The organism is Pseudomonas sp. Tul2A7 (assembly GCF_054790505.1).
Window position 1 is genome coordinate 231932 of sequence record NZ_CP186499.1, and the last position, 17046, is coordinate 248977.

Annotated in this window: 19 protein-coding genes; 2 read left to right on the forward strand and 17 right to left on the reverse strand. The window is 61.2% G+C overall.

Annotated features, from left to right (window positions below; genetic code table 11):
* Positions 1–8: 8 nt before the first annotated feature.
* The 9 genes from ccmI to ccmA all read right to left on the reverse strand — a co-directional run bounded on the left by ccmI (position 9) and on the right by ccmA (position 6959).
* Positions 9–1211: a c-type cytochrome biogenesis protein CcmI gene (ccmI, locus tag ACOYXJ_RS01145; RefSeq protein WP_460367482.1), complete on the reverse strand. Its 1203-nt coding sequence runs from the start codon at positions 1209–1211 to the stop codon at positions 9–11.
* Complete coding sequence (locus tag ACOYXJ_RS01150; RefSeq protein WP_460367485.1) at positions 1208–1678, reverse strand: cytochrome c-type biogenesis protein; 471 nt, start codon at positions 1676–1678, stop codon at positions 1208–1210. Before ACOYXJ_RS01150 ends, ccmI begins: the two co-directional genes overlap by 4 nt.
* Positions 1675–2211 (reverse strand): DsbE family thiol:disulfide interchange protein, encoded by a 537-nt coding sequence (locus ACOYXJ_RS01155; protein ID WP_095119917.1) that lies wholly within the window; start codon positions 2209–2211, stop codon positions 1675–1677. Before ACOYXJ_RS01155 ends, ACOYXJ_RS01150 begins: the two co-directional genes overlap by 4 nt.
* Complete coding sequence (locus tag ACOYXJ_RS01160; RefSeq protein ID WP_127926331.1) at positions 2208–4196, reverse strand: heme lyase CcmF/NrfE family subunit; 1989 nt, start codon at positions 4194–4196, stop codon at positions 2208–2210. The genes ACOYXJ_RS01155 and ACOYXJ_RS01160 overlap by 4 nt, the downstream gene beginning before the upstream one ends.
* A 3-nt stretch (positions 4197–4199) precedes the next feature.
* Positions 4200–4655 (reverse strand): cytochrome c maturation protein CcmE, encoded by a 456-nt coding sequence (ccmE, locus tag ACOYXJ_RS01165; RefSeq protein WP_007919964.1) that lies wholly within the window; start codon positions 4653–4655, stop codon positions 4200–4202.
* Positions 4652–4828 carry a heme exporter protein CcmD gene (ccmD, locus tag ACOYXJ_RS01170; RefSeq protein WP_460367488.1) on the reverse strand — a complete coding sequence of 59 codons (177 nt, stop codon included), beginning with the start codon at positions 4826–4828 and terminating at the stop codon, positions 4652–4654. Before ccmD ends, ccmE begins: the two co-directional genes overlap by 4 nt.
* Entirely contained in the window at positions 4825–5580 is a 756-nt protein-coding gene (locus ACOYXJ_RS01175; protein ID WP_016987487.1) for a heme ABC transporter permease, read from the reverse strand. The genes ccmD and ACOYXJ_RS01175 overlap by 4 nt, the downstream gene beginning before the upstream one ends.
* Positions 5581–5658: 78 nt before the next feature.
* Positions 5659–6327, reverse strand: coding sequence for a heme exporter protein CcmB (gene ccmB, locus ACOYXJ_RS01180; RefSeq protein ID WP_008083427.1), 669 nt, complete (start codon positions 6325–6327; stop codon positions 5659–5661).
* Entirely contained in the window at positions 6324–6959 is a 636-nt protein-coding gene (gene ccmA, locus ACOYXJ_RS01185; RefSeq protein WP_016987486.1) for a cytochrome c biogenesis heme-transporting ATPase CcmA, read from the reverse strand. Before ccmA ends, ccmB begins: the two co-directional genes overlap by 4 nt.
* A 197-nt stretch (positions 6960–7156) precedes the next feature.
* On the opposite strand from ccmA, the gene fliK reads away from it, so the two are divergent.
* Both fliK and ACOYXJ_RS01195 read left to right on the forward strand, forming a co-directional pair.
* Positions 7157–8731 carry a flagellar hook-length control protein FliK gene (gene fliK / locus ACOYXJ_RS01190; protein ID WP_460367491.1) on the forward strand — a complete coding sequence of 525 codons (1575 nt, stop codon included), beginning with the start codon at positions 7157–7159 and terminating at the stop codon, positions 8729–8731.
* On the forward strand, positions 8728–9057 hold the full coding sequence (locus ACOYXJ_RS01195) for an EscU/YscU/HrcU family type III secretion system export apparatus switch protein (protein ID WP_016987484.1): 330 nt from the start codon (positions 8728–8730) through the stop codon (positions 9055–9057). Before fliK ends, ACOYXJ_RS01195 begins: the two co-directional genes overlap by 4 nt.
* Positions 9058–9180: 123 nt before the next feature.
* Here ACOYXJ_RS01195 and ACOYXJ_RS01200 read toward each other — a convergent pair whose 3' ends face one another.
* The 8 genes from ACOYXJ_RS01200 to ACOYXJ_RS01235 all read right to left on the reverse strand — a co-directional run bounded on the left by ACOYXJ_RS01200 (position 9181) and on the right by ACOYXJ_RS01235 (position 17044).
* Positions 9181–9573 (reverse strand): DUF2802 domain-containing protein, encoded by a 393-nt coding sequence (locus ACOYXJ_RS01200; RefSeq protein ID WP_093103420.1) that lies wholly within the window; start codon positions 9571–9573, stop codon positions 9181–9183.
* 1 nt (position 9574) lies between these two features.
* Positions 9575–10060, reverse strand: a complete 486-nt coding sequence (locus ACOYXJ_RS01205) for a chemotaxis protein CheW (RefSeq protein ID WP_095050193.1) — start codon at positions 10058–10060, stop codon at positions 9575–9577.
* A gap of 90 nt (positions 10061–10150) precedes the next feature.
* Positions 10151–11098: a CheW domain-containing protein gene (locus tag ACOYXJ_RS01210; protein ID WP_460367494.1), complete on the reverse strand. Its 948-nt coding sequence runs from the start codon at positions 11096–11098 to the stop codon at positions 10151–10153.
* Between the two features lie 2 nt (positions 11099–11100).
* Positions 11101–11889, reverse strand: a complete 789-nt coding sequence (locus ACOYXJ_RS01215; protein ID WP_007919990.1) for a ParA family protein — start codon at positions 11887–11889, stop codon at positions 11101–11103.
* Positions 11890–11932: 43 nt separating this feature from the next.
* Positions 11933–12823: a flagellar motor protein MotD gene (motD, locus tag ACOYXJ_RS01220; protein WP_034151519.1), complete on the reverse strand. Its 891-nt coding sequence runs from the start codon at positions 12821–12823 to the stop codon at positions 11933–11935.
* A gap of 12 nt (positions 12824–12835) precedes the next feature.
* Positions 12836–13576, reverse strand: a complete 741-nt coding sequence (locus tag ACOYXJ_RS01225) for a flagellar motor protein (RefSeq protein WP_008077689.1) — start codon at positions 13574–13576, stop codon at positions 12836–12838.
* Entirely contained in the window at positions 13576–14724 is a 1149-nt protein-coding gene (locus ACOYXJ_RS01230; protein WP_038363876.1) for a protein-glutamate methylesterase/protein-glutamine glutaminase, read from the reverse strand. Before ACOYXJ_RS01230 ends, ACOYXJ_RS01225 begins: the two co-directional genes overlap by 1 nt.
* A 49-nt stretch (positions 14725–14773) precedes the next feature.
* On the reverse strand, positions 14774–17044 hold the full coding sequence (locus ACOYXJ_RS01235; RefSeq protein WP_150794385.1) for a chemotaxis protein CheA: 2271 nt from the start codon (positions 17042–17044) through the stop codon (positions 14774–14776).
* Between the last annotated feature and the right edge of the window lie 2 nt (positions 17045–17046).

Here is a 17046-nt window from a genome sequence, read left to right on the forward strand (position 1 = left end):
GTGTCCGGCTATTTGTCCGGGCTGTCGATGGTCAGTTTTTGTAGCGCGGTGGTGCTGCTGGCCAGAGGGCCGCTGCGACCGACCCACTCGCCGGCAGTCGGTTGGCCGGCGCGGGAGATGCGCGCAACCAGTTGGACTTCAGGGAAGTTCGACAGTTTCAACTGCGGCATCATTGCGTCGGCATCGCCCAGTTCGACGGTCACCGGCAGATCGGCCACGGTCAGGCGTTTGGCCGCCAGCGGTGCCGGTGGACCCGAGGTGGCGCGGGCGAAAATGAACACGCTGTCGCCCGGTTGCACTTTGCTTCTGAGTTCGCTGGAAAGATCGACGCTGACTTTCAACAGCGCGGCCTTCGCGGCTACCGGTGCCTGAGCAACCTTGCCGCCGCTGGCTTCCAGACGCTCAGCGGCGCGTTTGATCCCGCCTTGCAGCGCAGCACGGGAGCTGTCCTCCGGCGGCAATTGCGCCAGCAAGCGGTTCCAGTAATCGATGGCTTCCTGATAACGCTCGCCTTCAAACGCAGCGATACCGAGCAGACCAAGGCTGGTGACTTCTTTCGGATCAGCCTTCAGCGCTTCGTCGGTCAGCGCCTGAATCTTGTCCGACCACTTCTTGCCGTCAGCAAAATACTGCGCCTGCGCCCACTGGCCGAGCAGTTCCGGCTGGCGACCGGCAAGGTTGGCTGCGCGTTCGAACATCTTCGCCGCGTCCGCCGGGCGCTCTTGCGCCATGTAGGTACGGCCGAGGAAATACAGGCCTTCGGCAGAATCCGGTTGCGCCGCAACAGCACGTTCCAGACGCTGAGTCATTTCTTCCATCGACTGCGGTGCCTGGGCAAATTCGCGGGTCAGCTCAACTTTGTCGGCAGCGCCGAAGTGCATATACAGACCCAGGCCCAACACCGGCACCAGCACAGCGGCCAACAGCGGCAACGGTTTACCCAGTCGGGAAACCCGTGGCGCGCTGACGCCTTCGGTATCCGCCAGCAATTCACGGGCAGCCTCGGCACGACCGCTGTCCAATTGCGCAGCGTCGAGTACGCCTTCAGCCTGCTGCGCTTGCAACTCGGCGACGCGCTCCTGATACAGCGCAACGTTCAGGGCAGTTCGATCCTCTTCACGCTGGGCGCGACGTTCGCGCAAAACCGGGATCAGCAGAAAACTCAGGGCGACCAGAAGCAACAGCCCTGCGGCAAGCCAGAAATCAATCATTCTTGGTTTTTATCCAACAGTTGGTCGAGGCGCTGACGTTCTTCGCTGGACAGCGCTTGCGGGGTCTCGGCGCGCTGGCCGCGACGACGACGGACGATCACCGCGATCACCACAACACCGCCGAGCAGCAGCCCGGCCGGGCCGAACCACAACAGTGCGGTCTTGGCATTGAGCGCCGGTTTGTAGCGGACGAAATCACCGTAGCGATCAACCATGAAATCGATGATCTGCTGGTTGTCCTTGCCCTCACCGAGCATGCGGAAAATCTCTTTGCGCAGGTCAGCGGCAATCGGTGCATTGGAGTCAGCGATGTCCTGGTTCTGGCACTTGGGGCAGCGCAGCTCCTTGGTCAGTTCACGGAAACGCTCGCGATCACCTTCTTTGGCGAATTCGTAGGTGTCGATGGCGGCATGGGCCACGCCGACCAGACTCAGGCCCAAAACCACGGCGGCTAAGAAACGCTTCATGGCTTGGCCTCATCGACCAGCGCCTGATATTTCGCGGCGAGTTTTTCGCGCCAGACCTGCTCATCGATCACGCCGACGTACTTGTCGCGGATGATGCCCTTGGCGTCGATGAAGAAGGTTTCCGGCGCGCCGTAGACACCGAGGTTCAGGCCCAGCGAGCCTTCGTCATCACGGATATCCAGCGCATACGGATTGTGGAATTCGGCCAGCCACTTCAAGGCATCGGCGTTGGTGTCCTTGTAGTTGATGCCGTAGATCACCACACCGCGCTCAGCGAGTTTGTTCAGCACCGGATGCTCGACCCGGCAGGAAATGCACCAGGTGCCCCAGACGTTGACCAGTGCCGGTTTGCCGAGGATGTCAGCCTTGGTCAGGTTCTTGTCGCCCTGCACGTTGGGCAGGGAAAACTCCGGGAATGGCTTGTTGATCATCGCCGACGGCAACTCCGCCGGATCAAGGTACAGACCGCGATAAAGAAACACCGCCACCAGCAGGAAAATCGCCAGTGGCACCAGCATCAACCAACGTCTCATGCCGCCGCTCCCGTCATGCCCAGGGCTTCACGCACCTTGGCTTTCACTTTGACCCGATAACGTCGATCCAGCGCCGCGAGCAAGCCACCGAACCCGGTGAGCAGACCGCCGAACCAGATCCAGCGTACGAACGGTTTGACGTGCACGCGCACCGCCCACGCGCCGTTGTCCAGCGGTTCACCGAGGGCGACGTAAAGGTCACGGGTGAAACCGGCGTCGATGCCGGCCTCGGTCATCACCGAGTTCTGCACGGTGTACAGACGTTTTTCCGGATGCAGCACGCTGATTTCCTTACCATCACGAATGACCCGAATGGTGCCTTTGTCGGAGGTGAAGTTCGGCCCTTCGAAGTGCTTGGCGCCTTCGAAGACGAAGTGATAACCGGCCAGGTCCATCGACTCGCCCGGCGCCAGACGCAGATCGCGTTCGGCACTGTTCTGACTCGACAACACCACGCCCAGCGCACACACGGCGATGCCGAGGTGGGCAATCTGCATGCCCCAATAGCTGCGGGTCAGGGTTGGCAGGCCTTTGATCAGGCCTTTGTGGCGAGTCTTGTCGACGATGTCTCGGACACCGGCGAGCAACACCCACGCCGCGAGCAAGAAAGTCGCGATCACTGCCCAGTTGAAATCGCCGTAAGCAACACCGGCAACAACCGCCAGCGCAACGCTACCCAACAGCACTGGGGTCAGCATGCTCGCCAGCCATTTCACCGGGGTATCTTTCCAGCGCACGATCACGCCGACCGCCATGACCATCATCAGCAGCGCCATCAACGGAATGAACAGCGCGTTGAAGTACGGCGGGCCGACCGACATTTTCGCGCCGCTGAGGGCATCGAGAATCAGCGGGTACAGCGTGCCGAGCAGGATCATCGATGCAGCAACGACCAGTACCAGGTTGTTACCCAGCAGCAGGGTTTCCCGCGACCACAGGTTGAAACCGACCTGACTCTTGACCACTGGCGCGCGCAGGGCGAACAGCGTCAGCGAGCCGCCGACCACGAACAACAGGAATATCAGGATAAATACGCCACGCTCCGGATCGGAGGCAAACGCATGCACCGAAGTCAGCACACCGGAACGCACAAGGAACGTGCCGAGCAGGCTCAGCGAGAACGCGGCAATCGCCAGCAACACGGTCCAGCTCTTGAACACGCCACGTTTTTCCGTGACCGCCAGCGAGTGAATCAGCGCGGTGCCGACCAGCCAAGGCATGAAGGAAGCGTTTTCCACCGGGTCCCAGAACCACCAGCCACCCCAGCCGAGTTCGTAATACGCCCACCACGAACCGAGGGTGATACCGATGCCGAGGAAGGCCCAGGCAACGATGGTCCACGGACGCGACCAGCGCGCCCACGCGGCATCAAGACGACCGCCCATCAACGCGGCGATGGCGAAGGCAAACGCCACCGAAAAGCCGACGTAACCCATGTACAACATCGGCGGGTGCACGATCAGGCCGATGTCTTGCAACAACGGGTTCAAGTCGGCGCCATTGCTCGGCATCTGCGGCAGGATGCGTTTGAACGGGTTGGACGTGAGGATCAGGAACAGCAGGAAACCGGTGCTGATCATGCCCATCACCGCCAAGACGCGGGCGAGCATCACTTGCGGTAACTGCCGGGAGAACACCGACACGGCAAAGGTCCAGCCGCCGAGAATCAATGCCCACAGCAGCAACGACCCTTCGTGGGCGCCCCACACCGCGCTGAATTTGTAATACCACGGCAAAGCGGTATTGGAGTTGTTGGCGACATAGGCGACGGAGAAGTCATCGGTCATGAACGCGTAGGTCAAAATGCCGAACGCAAACAGCAAAAAGGCAAACTGTCCCCACGCGGCCGGCTGGGCCAGACTCATCCAGAAACGATCGCCGCGCCAGGCACCGACCAATGGCACCACGGCCTGCACCAGCGCAAAACACAGCGCCAGGATCATCGCCAGATGGCCGAGCTCAGGAATAAAAATCGCCGAGGTCATCGATCAACCCTCCTTCGCAGGCGTTGGGGCGGATTGACCACTGTCTTTCAAGGCTTTGGTCACTTCCGGCGGCATGTACTTCTCGTCGTGCTTGGCCAGCACCTCATCAGCCACCACCACGCCATCGGCGTTGAGCTTGCCGAGGGCGACGATGCCCTGCCCTTCGCGGAACAGATCCGGGAGGATGCCGCGATAGGCGATGGTCACGGATTTATTGAAGTCAGTGACAACGAATTTGACGTCCAGCGAATCCTTCGAGCGCTGCAGCGAACCGGCCTCAACCATGCCTCCGGCGCGGATGCGCGTGTCCTGCGGTGCTTCGCCATTGGCGATCTGCGTCGGGGTGTAGAACAGATTGATGTTCTGCTGCAGGGCGCTGAGCGCCAGGCCGACGGCAGCGCCGACCCCGACCAGAATGGCCAGAATGATGATCAGACGTTTCTTGCGCAGCGGATTCACTGGCCGTTCTCCCGGCGCAGACGACGCGCCTCTTGTTGCAGATAGCGCTTGCGGGCCGCAATCGGCGCCACCACGTTGAGGATCAGCACCGCCAGACAGATGCCGTAGGCCGACCAGACATACAGGCCATGATGGCCCATGGCGAGGAAGTCGCCGAATGAAGCAAAACTCATCGAGCGGCCTCCAGACTGTGCTGCACTTCTTCTTTCACCCAACTGGCGCGGGCTTCGCGCTTGAGCACTTCGAGGCGCATGCGCAGCAACAGCACGGCGCCGAAGAAGCAATAGAAACCCAGCACGGTCAGCAACAGCGGCAGCCACATTTCCGCGGGCATCGCCGGTTTTTCCGTGAGGGTAAACGTCGCGCCCTGGTGCAGGGTGTTCCACCACTCCACCGAGTATTTGATGATCGGGATGTTGATCACGCCGACGATGGCCAGCACCGCGCAGGCTTTGGCGGCGCTGTCGCGGTTGCTGATCGCATTGCCCAGGGCGATCACGCCGAAATACAGGAACAGCAGAATCAGCATCGAGGTCAGGCGCGCGTCCCAGACCCACCACGAGCCCCACGTCGGTTTGCCCCAGATCGCCCCGGTGACCAGCGCCACGGCGGTCATCCACGCGCCGATCGGTGCGGCACATTGCAGGGCGACGTCGGCCAGTTTCATCTTCCACACCAACCCCACAACACCGCACACCGCCAGCATCACGTAGATCGACTGAGCGAGCATCGCGGCGGGTACGTGGATATAGATGATGCGAAAGCTGTTGCCTTGCTGATAATCCGGCGGCGCGAAGGCCAGGCCCCAAACGACGCCGACGCCAATCAGCAGCAACGCTGCGATGCTCAACCACGGCAGGAACTTGCTGCTGATGCCGTAGAACCACTTGGGCGAGCCGAGCTTGTGAAACCAGGTCCAGTTCATACTGTTTCCATCACGGGTGCCGCTCATCGGTGTGAGCAGTCTCAGGGTCTTTGCTGGTTAAATTTTAACCAGACCTCATTATTCGCCGACGCTGATCTTCAGGCCAGCAGCTATTGCAAACGGTGTCAGGGTGATCGCCAGGGCGGTCAGGCTACCCAGCCACAGCAGATACCCGGTCGCCGGCATGCCTTGCAAGGCAGCCTGCAAGGCGCCACTGCCGAGGATCAATACCGGGATGTACAACGGCAGAATCAGCAGCGCCAGCAACAGGCCACCGCGTTTCAAACCGACCGTCAGTGCCGCGCCCACCGCGCCGAGCAAGCTCAGCACCGGTGTTCCCAGCAGCAACGAAAACAGCAAAACCGGCAGGCAGGCGGCAGGCAAACCGAGCATCAACGCCAGCAGCGGTGAGAGCAGAACCAGCGCCAGACCGGAGAAAAGCCAGTGTGCCAGCACCTTGGCCAAGACCAGAAGTGGCAGCGGGTGCGACGAAAGGACCCACTGTTCCAGGGATCCGTCTTCGAAATCACTGCGGAACAGCCCGTCCAGCGAGAGCAGGACCGACAACAGCGCCGCCACCCAGACTAACCCGGGGGACAGGTTTTGCAACACTTGAGTTTCCGGGCCGACGGCCAGCGGGAACAAAGCGATGACGATGGCGAAGAAAATCAGCGGATTGGCCAGTTCCGCCGGGCGGCGAAACAGCAGTCGGGATTCACGGGCAACCAGCAGGCCAAACACACTCATACTGCCCAGTTCCCCAGATCGATATCACGATAACCGGCCGGCATCCGGCTCAGCGTGTGGTGCGTGGTCAACACCACCAGACCACCGCGCTCGCAGTGCCCGGCCAGATGTTCTTCGAGCTGCGCCACGCCTTGCTTGTCCAGCGCGGTGAACGGCTCATCGAGAATCCACAACGGCGGGCTGTCCAGATACAAGCGCGCCAGCGCCACGCGGCGTTGTTGACCGGCAGACAGGCTGTGGCAGGGAACATCTTCGAAACCGCGCAATCCTACAGCTGCCAGCGCTTGCCAGATGGCCTCGCGTTCGGCGGGATGATGCAAGGCGCAAAGCCAGGAGAGGTTTTCTTCCGGGGTCAGCAAATCCTTGATCCCGGCGGCGTGGCCGATCCACAGCAGGTTGCGTGCGAGTTCGCTGCGTTGTTCGGTCAGCGGCTGGCCATTGAGCAGGACCTGCCCGGCGGTCGGCTGCATCAGCCCGGACAACAGGCGCAAAAGGCTGGTCTTGCCGCTGCCGTTGGGTCCGCTGATCTGCACCATATCGCCACTGGCGAGTCTCAATTCGAGATTTTCGAAGAGCAGCCGCAGATCACGTTCACACGCGAGGGCAACGGTTTGCAGGACAGGACTGGTCAAGGGATCACGGGCCTTATACGGTTCAAGTCGGCTCTGGCGCGGCCGTTAAAGAGATGCAGCATAGATGCATTGACGGCTCGATCTAGAGAGCTGGGTCAAACAATTGCTATGTTTTTTATTCGAAGCGCAAGACGGGCGGCATTATACATGTCGTGCCTTACTCTCAAGAGTGCATTTTCCTCAGGTTGTGTCCGCGTATGACAGGCGAAATGAACATCCTCCCGCTCCCGCCCACCACCCCGGCGACCGTTCGCCCGCAGGTCGGTGAGCTGCTCAAGCTGCTGACCCCGGTCGAAGGCCTGATCGGTGCAGGGCAAAGCGCCAAGGCCGAGGTGTTGTCGCTCAAGCAGGCGGATCAGACCTTTCAGTTATTGCTCAAGGTCACCGTCGACGGCGGACGCCAGACCACCGTGCAGGCGACCAGCAATCTGCCGTTGCCCCAAGGCACCAGTCTGGCGATCACTCAGCCGTCGGCGGGTAATCTGGCGATTACCGTGCAGCAGGCGATTGCCAGCAGCGTCGCCACCCTCACCCGCATCGATACTGCGCAATTGCCGGTCGGCACGCTGCTGCAAGGCAAGGTGCTGACCTCGCAGGCGCTGCCGCAGACGCCGGGGCAAGCGGCAGTATTCCGTTCGCTGGTCAGTTTGCTCAACACCGCACAGAGCGGCAGCACACTGACCATCGATAGCCCGCAGCCACTGCGCATCGGCACCTTGCTTTCGGCGCTGGTGGAAGATGCACAAACTCTCAAGTTTCTGCCGATGAGCAGCCGCCAGGAACAACTGGCCGTCAGTCAGCAACTGCTCGGCCAGCAAAGTCGTCAGGCATCTCTGACGGGGTTACTGAACGCGTTGCAAAATCTGCCGAGCAATACCGATCAGACATCGCAGGATTTGCGCGCCGTGGTCGACAAACTCCTTGCCAGCCTGCCGGACGTGCAACAACTGAGCACTGCCAAAGGCGTGGCCCTTGCCCTGGCCAACAGCGGCGCGTTCTTCGAAGCCAAATTGCTGACCGGGCAGAACCCGACACTGGCCCCGGACATGAAAGCCGATCTGCTCAAGCTGATCGCACAACTGACCCCGGGCCTGCCGAGCAACACCAGTTTCAACGCGATCATCGCCGCCAACACCCTGGCGCAAGCGCTGCCGAGTTTCGTCCGCAACGCCCTCGGCATGCTCGGCCAGGTCAGCGCCAAACCGGTACCGAGCAGCTTCCCGCTGCCCGAGCGTTTGCTGCAAAGTCTGGACGGCGAAGGCGATCTGGAACAGTTGTTGCGCCTCGCCGCTGCCGCTGTTTCGCGCCTGCAGAGCCATCAACTATCAAGTCTGGAACAAACCGGTGTCACCGACGACGGGCGCCTGCTCAGCACCTGGCAGCTGGAAATCCCCATGCGCAACCTGCAAGACATCGTGCCGTTGCAGGTCAAGTTCCAGCGTGAAGAAGCGCCGGAGCGCGAACCGCAACCGAACGAACGTCGCGACGAGCGCGAGCCCAAACAGCAACTGTGGCGCGTCGATCTGGCGTTCGACATGGAACCACTCGGGCCAATGCAGATTCAGGCGCAGTTGATCGCCGGCAGCCTGTCCAGCCAACTGTGGGCCGAACGGCCGTACACCGCAGACCTGATCGAAAACAACCTGTTCGCCCTGCGCCAGCGCCTGCTTGATCGCGGGCTCAACGTCGGCGATATCGACTGCCACCTCGGCACCCCGCCGCAAGGCAACCAAACCCGTCTTGAACACCGCTGGGTCGACGAAACCGCATGAACGATTCCACTGCCCCACGCCAGGCCATCGCCCTCAAATACGACGGCAACCACGCGCCGACCCTCACCGCCAAAGGTGATGACGAACTGGCCGAAGAAATCCTGCGCATTGCTCGCGATTGCGAAGTGCCGATCTATGAGAACGCCGAATTGGTGCGCTTGCTGGCGCGGATGGAACTGGGCGACAGCATTCCTGAAGAGCTGTACCGCACCATCGCCGAGATCATCGCGTTTGCGTGGAATCTGAAGGGAAAATTCCCCGAGGGGCAGGATCCGAATGCGCCGATGGTCGAGAAGGACGTCACCGATCGTGGCGATGACTACTGATCGTTCCCACGCTCTGCGTGGGAATGCCGCCCGTGACGCTCTGCGTCACATTTCACAGGCGGAACGCGGAGCGTCCCAAGATGCATTCCCACGCAGAGCGTGGGAACGATCCTGGTACGACAATCAGTTCTTGTGCAACTTGCGCATCAACTCCGCTTCAGCCTGGGTCAACCCGCAGGACTGAGTCAGTTCATCGACGCTTGCGCCCATGCCCACCAGTTTCGCCGCTTGGGCGAATGACAGGCTCGACGGGTCGCGTTGTTCAAGCGCGACAATCTTGTCCGGCAACGGACTCACCACCGCGCGCAATTCATGCAGAGCTTCGCCCATGCGCACGTTGCCGTTCTGGTAATCGTCGACACGCTTGGCCAGGTCCTTGATGCGCTGATCACGCAGCGCATCGCCCTGAGCCTGTTGCGCAGCGATGACCCGCTGCGCCTTGATGTACGACACAAACATTGCCAGCGTGCCTGCCCAGAAGAGGAACAGGACAATGACCGCGACCTCGAGAATCAAATCAGATGCTCTCCAGTTCCGACCATTCTTCTTCGCTCATCATCTTGTCCAGCTCGACCAGGATCAGCAACTCGTTGTTCTTGTTGCACACGCCCTGGATGAACTTGGCTGACTCTTCGTTGCCGACGTTCGGCGCCGTCTCGATTTCCGACTGACGCAGGTAAACCACTTCGGCCACGCTGTCGACCATGATGCCGACGACTTGCTTGTCGGCTTCGATGATGACGATACGGGTGTTGTCGCTGATCTCACCGGTGCTCAGGCCGAAGCGCTGACGGGTGTCGATCACGGTGACCACGTTACCGCGCAGGTTGATGATGCCCAGCACGTAGCTCGGCGCGCCCGGCACCGGAGCGATCTCGGTGTAGCGCAGCACTTCCTGCACGCGCATCACGTTGATGCCGTAGGTTTCGTTATCCAGTTTGAAGGTCACCCATTGCAGGATCGGATCTTCAGAACCTTTTGCATTCGTCGCCTGACTACTCATACCCTGACCCCTCGAAAAAACCGCTCTGAGCGGTGTGTGTTCTGTGTGGCGGCATTCAACAATGCCGTCGCCTGATTGTTATGTCGGCTGCTATGTCGGTTTATGTAGCGGCTTGTGGCCGCCGAGGTGCTTTGCCCCACCGCTGGCGATCAACTCGGCCAGTGCGGAAACGTCAAGCAATGCACACATGTGCTCAATCACGGTGCCGGCGAGCCATGGCCGCTGACCCCGGTGACTTCTCCATTTGATTTCATTCGGGTCCAGACGCAACGAGCGACTGACCTGATGCACCGCCAGGCCCCACTCGTAACCTTGTACCGAAATCACGTACTGCAAGCCCTGACGGAAGTCATCGCGATAGCGATCGGGCATGACCCAGCGCGCGGTGTCCAACACTTTCAGGTTGCCGGCCTGGCTCGGCAGGATCCCGAGGAACCATTCCGGCTGACCGAACAGCGGCGTCAGCTCGTGGCCGGCCAGTGAGTAGATCGAGCCGAGGCACACCAGTGGCACCGCCAGCGTCAGGCCGGCGACGTCGAACAGCAGGCATTCGAATGCTTCCGAAGCCCAGGCCGGGCGACCATCGGTTTCCACCGGTGGCGGCGTATTGCTCGGCGGCAGATGTACCTCCACCAGCGGCGGCACCCGCGTCTGTTCCACTGGCGCCGGTGCCGCCACTGGTGCAGGCTCGACCACTGCCGGTTCCGGCGCGGTCTTCAGCAACTGAGTTTGCAGCAGCGGTGCCAACGTCGAGACCGATGCACGAACCGGTTCGGCTTCTTCGATCAACGTCACTGGCGCCTTGGCGACGGGTGCGACGGCAGGCGCAGCAACAGGCGCAACAGCTTTTTGCGCGTCACGCGCCTGTTCTTCCAGTACCGCCGCCTGGAATTCATCCAGCGCTTCAGCGCTTTCAATCACCTCAGGCCGCGCCGCAACCTGCGCCGGCAATTCGTCGGGAATCTCCTCCAACAAACTGTCCAGATACGACTGCAAAGCCAACTGCGGCTTCGACGTCAACTTCAGCGGCCGATTCATGCTCAAGCCACCTGCGGAACAAGTTGTTGCGCCAACAGATGCTTGAGCAGCGCGCGATACGCCAGCACGCCACGGCTCTTGCCGTCGAATTGCGAAGGCGTGACACCGGCACGACTGGCATCGCGCAGACGGGTATCGACCGGGATATAACCCTGCCAGATCTCTTCTGGGAATTTGTCGCGCAGCACACGCAAGGTATGCATCGATGCCTGCGTACGGCGGTCGAACAGGGTCGGCACGATGCTGAACGGCAACGCCTGTTTGCGCGAACGATTGATCATCGCCAAGGTGTTGACCATGCGCTCCAGACCTTTGACGGCCAGATGCTCGGTCTGCACCGGGATCACCAGTTGCTGGCTCGCCGCGAGGGCGTTGACCATCAGCACGCCGAGCAACGGCGGGCTGTCGATCACCGCGTAATCGAAATCCTGCCACAGCTGCGCCAGACTCTTGGCGATTACCAGACCGAGGCCACTCTGCCCCGGCGACTGACGCTCAAGGGTCGCGAGTGCGGTGCTCGATGGCAGCAGGGAAATGCGTTCATCGCTGGTCGACAACAGCAACTGCCCCGGCAGTCCTTGCGGCACGCTGCCCTTGTGCAGAAACAGGTCGTAGTTGCTGTGCTCCAGGCTGTCGGGGTCGTAGCCGAAATAGCTGGTCATCGAGCCGTGCGGGTCGAGATCGACCACAACCACGCGCTTGCCCGCCTCGGCCAGCAATCCGGCTAAAGCGATGGAAGATGTGGTTTTACCGACACCACCCTTTTGATTGGCGACTGCCCAGACTCTCATTCAGTTCGTTCCTCCCGGCCGATATGCTCGACCGAGACATAGCTCAGCGTGTTAATGCGGGTGACGGAGAATTGACGGCACTCTCGCGTCCCGGCGTCTTGACCGGGGTCGGTGCAGTTTGTGTGCCAGCACGCTTCAACGCAGCGTCCGGTTGCGCATTGGCGGTTCCGGTGCCCGTGAGACTGCGACGTACATCGAGATTTCGCGAGACCACCAGAACCACCCGGCGGTTTTTCCCCCGGCCTTCAGCGGTAGCGTTGTTGGCCACCGGTTGAAACTCGCCGTAACCCACCGATGCCAATCGGCCAGGGTTCACACCCTGCATGGCCAGCATGCGCACGATGCTTGCCGAACGCGCCGAGGACAGCTCCCAGTTGGTCGGGTACTGCGCGGTGCGGATCGGTTGATCGTCGGTGAAGCCTTCGACGTGAATCGGGTTGTCGAACGGTTTCAGAATCGCTGCAACCTTGTCGATGATGTTGAACGCGATATCGCTCGGCATGGCGTCACCGCTGCCGAACAACAGGCTGGAGTTGAGTTCGATCTCGACCCACAGTTCGTTGCCGCGCACGGTCATCTGGTTGGAGCTGATCAAGTCGCCGAACGCAGCGCTGATGTCATCGGCGATGCTTTTCAGCGGATCGCTGGCGCCGGCGATACCGGCGTCGATCTGCTCGGCGTCCTTGACCAGCGGCTTGGCCGGGGTCACGGTTTTCGGTCGCTCGTCGCCGATCGGAATCGGTTTGAGCGCGCGGTCGGAGTCCTTGAAGACCCCGACCAGCGCTTCGGAAATCTCTTTGTACTTGCCTTCGTTAATCGACGAAATCGAGTACATGACCACGAAGAACGCGAACAGCAACGTGATGAAGTCAGCGTAGGAAACCAGCCAGCGTTCGTGGTTTACATGCTCTTCCTGGTGGCGACGACGTGCCATGAGGTTATTCCCTTAGTCCATGAAGCCTTGCAGCTTCAACTCAATGGAGCGAGGGTTTTCACCTTCGGCGATCGACAAAATGCCTTCCAACAACATTTCGCGATAACGCGACTGCCGCAACGCGATTGACTTCAATTTGGCTGCCACCGGCAACAGGATCAGGTTGGCACTGGCCACACCATAGATGGTCGCAACGAAAGCCACAGCAATGCCACTGCCCAACTGGGTCGGATCAGCAAGATTGCCCATCACGTGGATCAGGCCCATCACCGCGCCGATGATGCCGATGGTCGGCGCGTAGCCGCCCATGCTTTCGAAGACTTTCGCGGCTTCGATGTCGCGGGCTTCCTGGGTGTAGAAATCCACTTCGAGGATGCTGCGAATCGCTTCCGGCTCGGCACCGTCGACCAGCAGTTGCAGGCCCTTGCGCGAGTAGTTGTCCGGTTCGGCATCGGCCACGCCTTCCAGCCCGAGCAGACCTTCCTTGCGTGCGGTGAGGCTCCAGTTGACCACGCGATCAATGCCGCCGGCCAAGTCCACACGCGGCGGGAAGAAGATCCACGCCAGAATCTGCATGGCGCGTTTGAACGCGCTCATCGGCGATTGCAGCAGTGCGGCACCGATGGTGCCGCCCAGTACGATCAATGCCGCCGGGCCGTTGGCCAGCGCACCGAGGTGACCACCTTCAAGGTAGTTACCGCCGATGATGGCGACGAACGCCATGATGATCCCGATAAGGCTTAGAACATCCATCAGATACACGCCTCGACAATGTGCTTGCCGATGTCGTCGAGGCTATACACCGCGTCGGCGAGGTCGGCTTTGACGATAGCCATCGGCATGCCGTAGATCACACAACTGGCTTCATCCTGCGCCCACACGGCGCTGCCGCCCTGCTTGAGCAGACGCGCGCCTTCACGGCCATCGGCGCCCATGCCGGTCAACACCACCGCCAGAACTTTGTCGCCGTAGGATTTCGCTGCCGAACCGAAGGTGATGTCCACGCACGGCTTGTAGTTCAGACGCTCGTCGCCCGGGAGGATTTTCACCGCGCCACGGCCATCGATCATCATTTGCTTGCCACCGGGCGCGAGCAACGCCAGGCCCGGACGCAGGATGTCGCCGTCCTCGGCTTCCTTGACGCTGATGCGGCACAGCTTGTCGAGACGTTCGGCAAACGCCTTGGTGAACGCTGCCGGCATGTGCTGGATCAGCACGATCGGCGCCGGGAAGTTCGCTGGCAACTGCGTCAGCACACGTTGCAGGGCAACCGGGCCGCCCGTCGACGTGCCGATGGCAACCAGTTTGTAGGCTTTGCGTTTCGGTGCCGGCGACGAAGCGCTGGCAGCCGGAGCACGGCTTGGAGCAGGTGCATGCACAGGCGCGGGTGCCGGACGTGCCGGTGCGCTGGTGCTGTGGCTGCTGAAGCTGGATGGCGCCGGAGCCGGTGCAGGCGTTGGCGCTGCGGCTGGAGCCGGTGCGCTATAAGCACTGAAACGACGATTACTGCGCGAGATGCTATGCACCTTTTCGCACAGCAATTGCTTGACCTTCTCCGGATTGCGCGAGATGTCTTCGAAATTCTTCGGCAGGAAATCCACCGCGCCGGCGTCCAGCGCATCGAGGGTGACCCGGGCGCCTTCGTGGGTCAGCGAGGAGAACATCAACACCGGGGTCGGGCAGCGCTGCATGATGTGCCGCACTGCCGTGATGCCGTCCATCATTGGCATCTCGTAGTCCATGGTGATCACGTCCGGCTTGAGTGCCAGCGCCTGATCAATCGCCTCTTTACCGTTGGTGGCGGTGCCGACCACCTGAATGCTCGGATCCGCAGAAAGAATTTCCGAGACGCGGCGGCGGAAAAAACCCGAATCGTCCACCACCAGGACTTTGACTGCCATAAACACTCCATTAGGTGCAGCGGGACGTTGTCGCCCCGCCGCCCCGGATTCAAATACGCCGTGCGGCGTAACGCTTGAGCATGCTTGGAACATCGAGAATCAGCGCGATGCGGCCGTCACCGGTAATGGTGGCGCCGGACATGCCCGGAGTGCCCTGCAGCATTTTGCCCAATGGCTTGATGACCACTTCTTCCTGGCCGACCAGTTGATCGACGACGAAGCCGATCCGCTGGGTGCCCACCGAAAGGATCACCACGTGGCCTTCACGCTGCTCTTCGTGAGCGGCGGAGCTGACCAGCCAGCGCTTGAGGTAGAACAATGGCAAGGCCTTGTCCCGCACGATCACCACTTCCTGACCGTCGACGACGTTGGTGGTCGACAGGTCGAGGTGGAAGATTTCGTTGACGTTGACCAACGGGAACGCAAACGCCTGATTGCCGAGCATGACCATCAGGGTTGGCATGATCGCGAGGGTCAGCGGCACCTTGATGACGATCTTCGAGCCCTGGCCCTTGGTCGAATAAATGTTGATCGAACCGTTGAGCTGGGAAATCTTGGTCTTCACCACGTCCATGCCGACACCGCGGCCGGAGACGTCGGAGATCTCGGTCTTGGTCGAGAAACCCGGGGCGAAAATCAGGTTGTAGCACTCGGTGTCGCTGAGGCGATCGGCCGCGTCCTTGTCCATCACGCCGCGTTTAACCGCGATGGCGCGCAGGACGTTCGGGTCCATGCCTTTGCCGTCATCGGAAATCGACAGCAGGATGTGGTCGCCCTCCTGTTCGGCCGCCAGCACCACGCGACCGCCACGGGCCTTGCCCGACGCTTCGCGTTCTTCCGGCGACTCGATGCCGTGGTCGACCGCGTTGCGCACCAAGTGGACCAGCGGGTCGGCCAGGGCCTCGACAAGGTTTTTGTCGAGGTCGGTTTCTTCGCCCACCAGTTCCAGGTTGATCTCTTTCTTCAGTTGACGCGCCAGATCTCGAACCAGACGCGGGAAGCGCCCGAAGACCTTCTTGATCGGCTGCATCCGCGTCTTCATGACGGCGGTCTGCAAGTCAGCCGTGACCACGTCGAGGTTCGACACGGCCTTTTGCATGGCTTCATCGCCGCTGTTCAGACCCAGGCGCACCAGACGGTTACGCACCAGCACCAGCTCGCCAACCATGTTCATGATTTCGTCGAGACGCGCCGTGTCAACGCGTACGGTGGTTTCGGCTTCGCTTGCCGGTTTTTCCGGTGGCGGTGTTGCCGGCGCACGGGCCGGAGCCGGTGCAGCAGCGGCAGCCGGTTTTGGCGCTTCGGCTTTTGGCTCAGGCTTGGCGGCAGGCTTGGGCGCTGCAGCAGCGGCCGGTGCCTTGGCGGCAGGCGTGGCGACGGTCGAAGCACTGCCAGCAGCGGCGGTGCCGACTTCGGAGAACTTGCCTTTACCGTGCAATTCGTCGAGCAGCGATTCGAACTCGTGATCGCTGATCAGATCACTGCCGGCAGCGGCGGCCGCTGGAGCAGCCGGCGCCGGTGCCGAAGCAATCGCCGACTCCAGCGCGTCCACGGCAAAGTTGCCCTTACCATGCAACTGATCGAGCAGGGCTTCGAATTCGTCGTCGGTGATGTCGGAGCTGTCGCCCTTGGCCGGCGCCGCAGGGGCTGTCGCCGCTGGTGCAACCGCGTCCACCGCGAACTGGCCCTTGCCGTGCAACTGATCAAGCAACGACTCGAACTCGGCATCGGTGATTTCATCGCTCGCGGCTTCATTGGCCGTTTGCGCAGGTGCAGCAGCGGCCGGGGCTTCAGCTTCAGCCTTGACGGCGTTCAGCGAGTCCAGCAGTTGTTCGAATTCGTTATCGGTGATGTCGCCCGACGCGTCGCCTTCGACGACCAGTTCTTCGATCATCTCGGCCACTGGCGAAGCCGGGGCTTCGTCCGCCGATTGCGGTTCGGCCAGACGCGCCAGGGCGGCCAGCAGTTCCGGGGTGGCCGCGGTGATCGGCGCACGCTCACGAACCTCAGTGAACATGCTGTTCACCGCGTCCAGTGCTTCGAGGACAACGTCCATCAGTTCTGCATCAACGCGACGCTCACCCTTGCGCAGGATGTCGAACACGTTTTCGGCGATGTGACAGCACTCCACCAGCTCATTGAGCTGAAGGAAGCCGGCGCCCCCTTTTACAGTGTGGAAACCGCGAAAAATTGCGTTGAGCAGATCTGCGTCATCCGGGCGGCTTTCCAGCTCGACCAGTTGTTCGGACAGTTGCTCAAGAATCTCGCCGGCCTCAACCAGGAAATCCTGAAGGATCTCTTCATCGGCGCCGAAGCTCATTA

Excerpts from the sequence above, each read along its gene's own strand:
- ACOYXJ_RS01225 (WP_008077689.1), bottom strand. The coding sequence starts at position 13,576 with ATGGATGTTCTAAGCCTTATCGGGATCATCATGGCGTTCGTCGCCATC.
- ccmD (WP_460367488.1), bottom strand. The coding sequence starts at position 4,828 with ATGAGTTTTGCTTCATTCGGCGACTTCCTCGCCATGGGCCATCATGGC.
- motD (WP_034151519.1), bottom strand. The coding sequence starts at position 12,823 with ATGGCACGTCGTCGCCACCAGGAAGAGCATGTAAACCACGAACGCTGG.
- ACOYXJ_RS01175 (WP_016987487.1), bottom strand. The coding sequence starts at position 5,580 with ATGAACTGGACCTGGTTTCACAAGCTCGGCTCGCCCAAGTGGTTCTAC.
- ACOYXJ_RS01210 (WP_460367494.1), bottom strand. The coding sequence starts at position 11,098 with ATGAATCGGCCGCTGAAGTTGACGTCGAAGCCGCAGTTGGCTTTGCAG.
- ACOYXJ_RS01230 (WP_038363876.1), bottom strand. The coding sequence starts at position 14,724 with ATGGCAGTCAAAGTCCTGGTGGTGGACGATTCGGGTTTTTTCCGCCGC.
- ccmI (WP_460367482.1), bottom strand. The coding sequence starts at position 1,211 with ATGATTGATTTCTGGCTTGCCGCAGGGCTGTTGCTTCTGGTCGCCCTG.
- fliK (WP_460367491.1), top strand. The coding sequence starts at position 7,157 with ATGACAGGCGAAATGAACATCCTCCCGCTCCCGCCCACCACCCCGGCG.
- ACOYXJ_RS01150 (WP_460367485.1), bottom strand. The coding sequence starts at position 1,678 with ATGAAGCGTTTCTTAGCCGCCGTGGTTTTGGGCCTGAGTCTGGTCGGC.
- ACOYXJ_RS01195 (WP_016987484.1), top strand. The coding sequence starts at position 8,728 with ATGAACGATTCCACTGCCCCACGCCAGGCCATCGCCCTCAAATACGAC.
- ACOYXJ_RS01160 (WP_127926331.1), bottom strand. The coding sequence starts at position 4,196 with ATGACCTCGGCGATTTTTATTCCTGAGCTCGGCCATCTGGCGATGATC.
- ACOYXJ_RS01205 (WP_095050193.1), bottom strand. The coding sequence starts at position 10,060 with ATGAGTAGTCAGGCGACGAATGCAAAAGGTTCTGAAGATCCGATCCTG.
- ACOYXJ_RS01235 (WP_150794385.1), bottom strand. The coding sequence starts at position 17,044 with ATGAGCTTCGGCGCCGATGAAGAGATCCTTCAGGATTTCCTGGTTGAG.
- ACOYXJ_RS01155 (WP_095119917.1), bottom strand. The coding sequence starts at position 2,211 with ATGAGACGTTGGTTGATGCTGGTGCCACTGGCGATTTTCCTGCTGGTG.
- ccmB (WP_008083427.1), bottom strand. The coding sequence starts at position 6,327 with ATGAGTGTGTTTGGCCTGCTGGTTGCCCGTGAATCCCGACTGCTGTTT.
- ACOYXJ_RS01215 (WP_007919990.1), bottom strand. The coding sequence starts at position 11,889 with ATGAGAGTCTGGGCAGTCGCCAATCAAAAGGGTGGTGTCGGTAAAACC.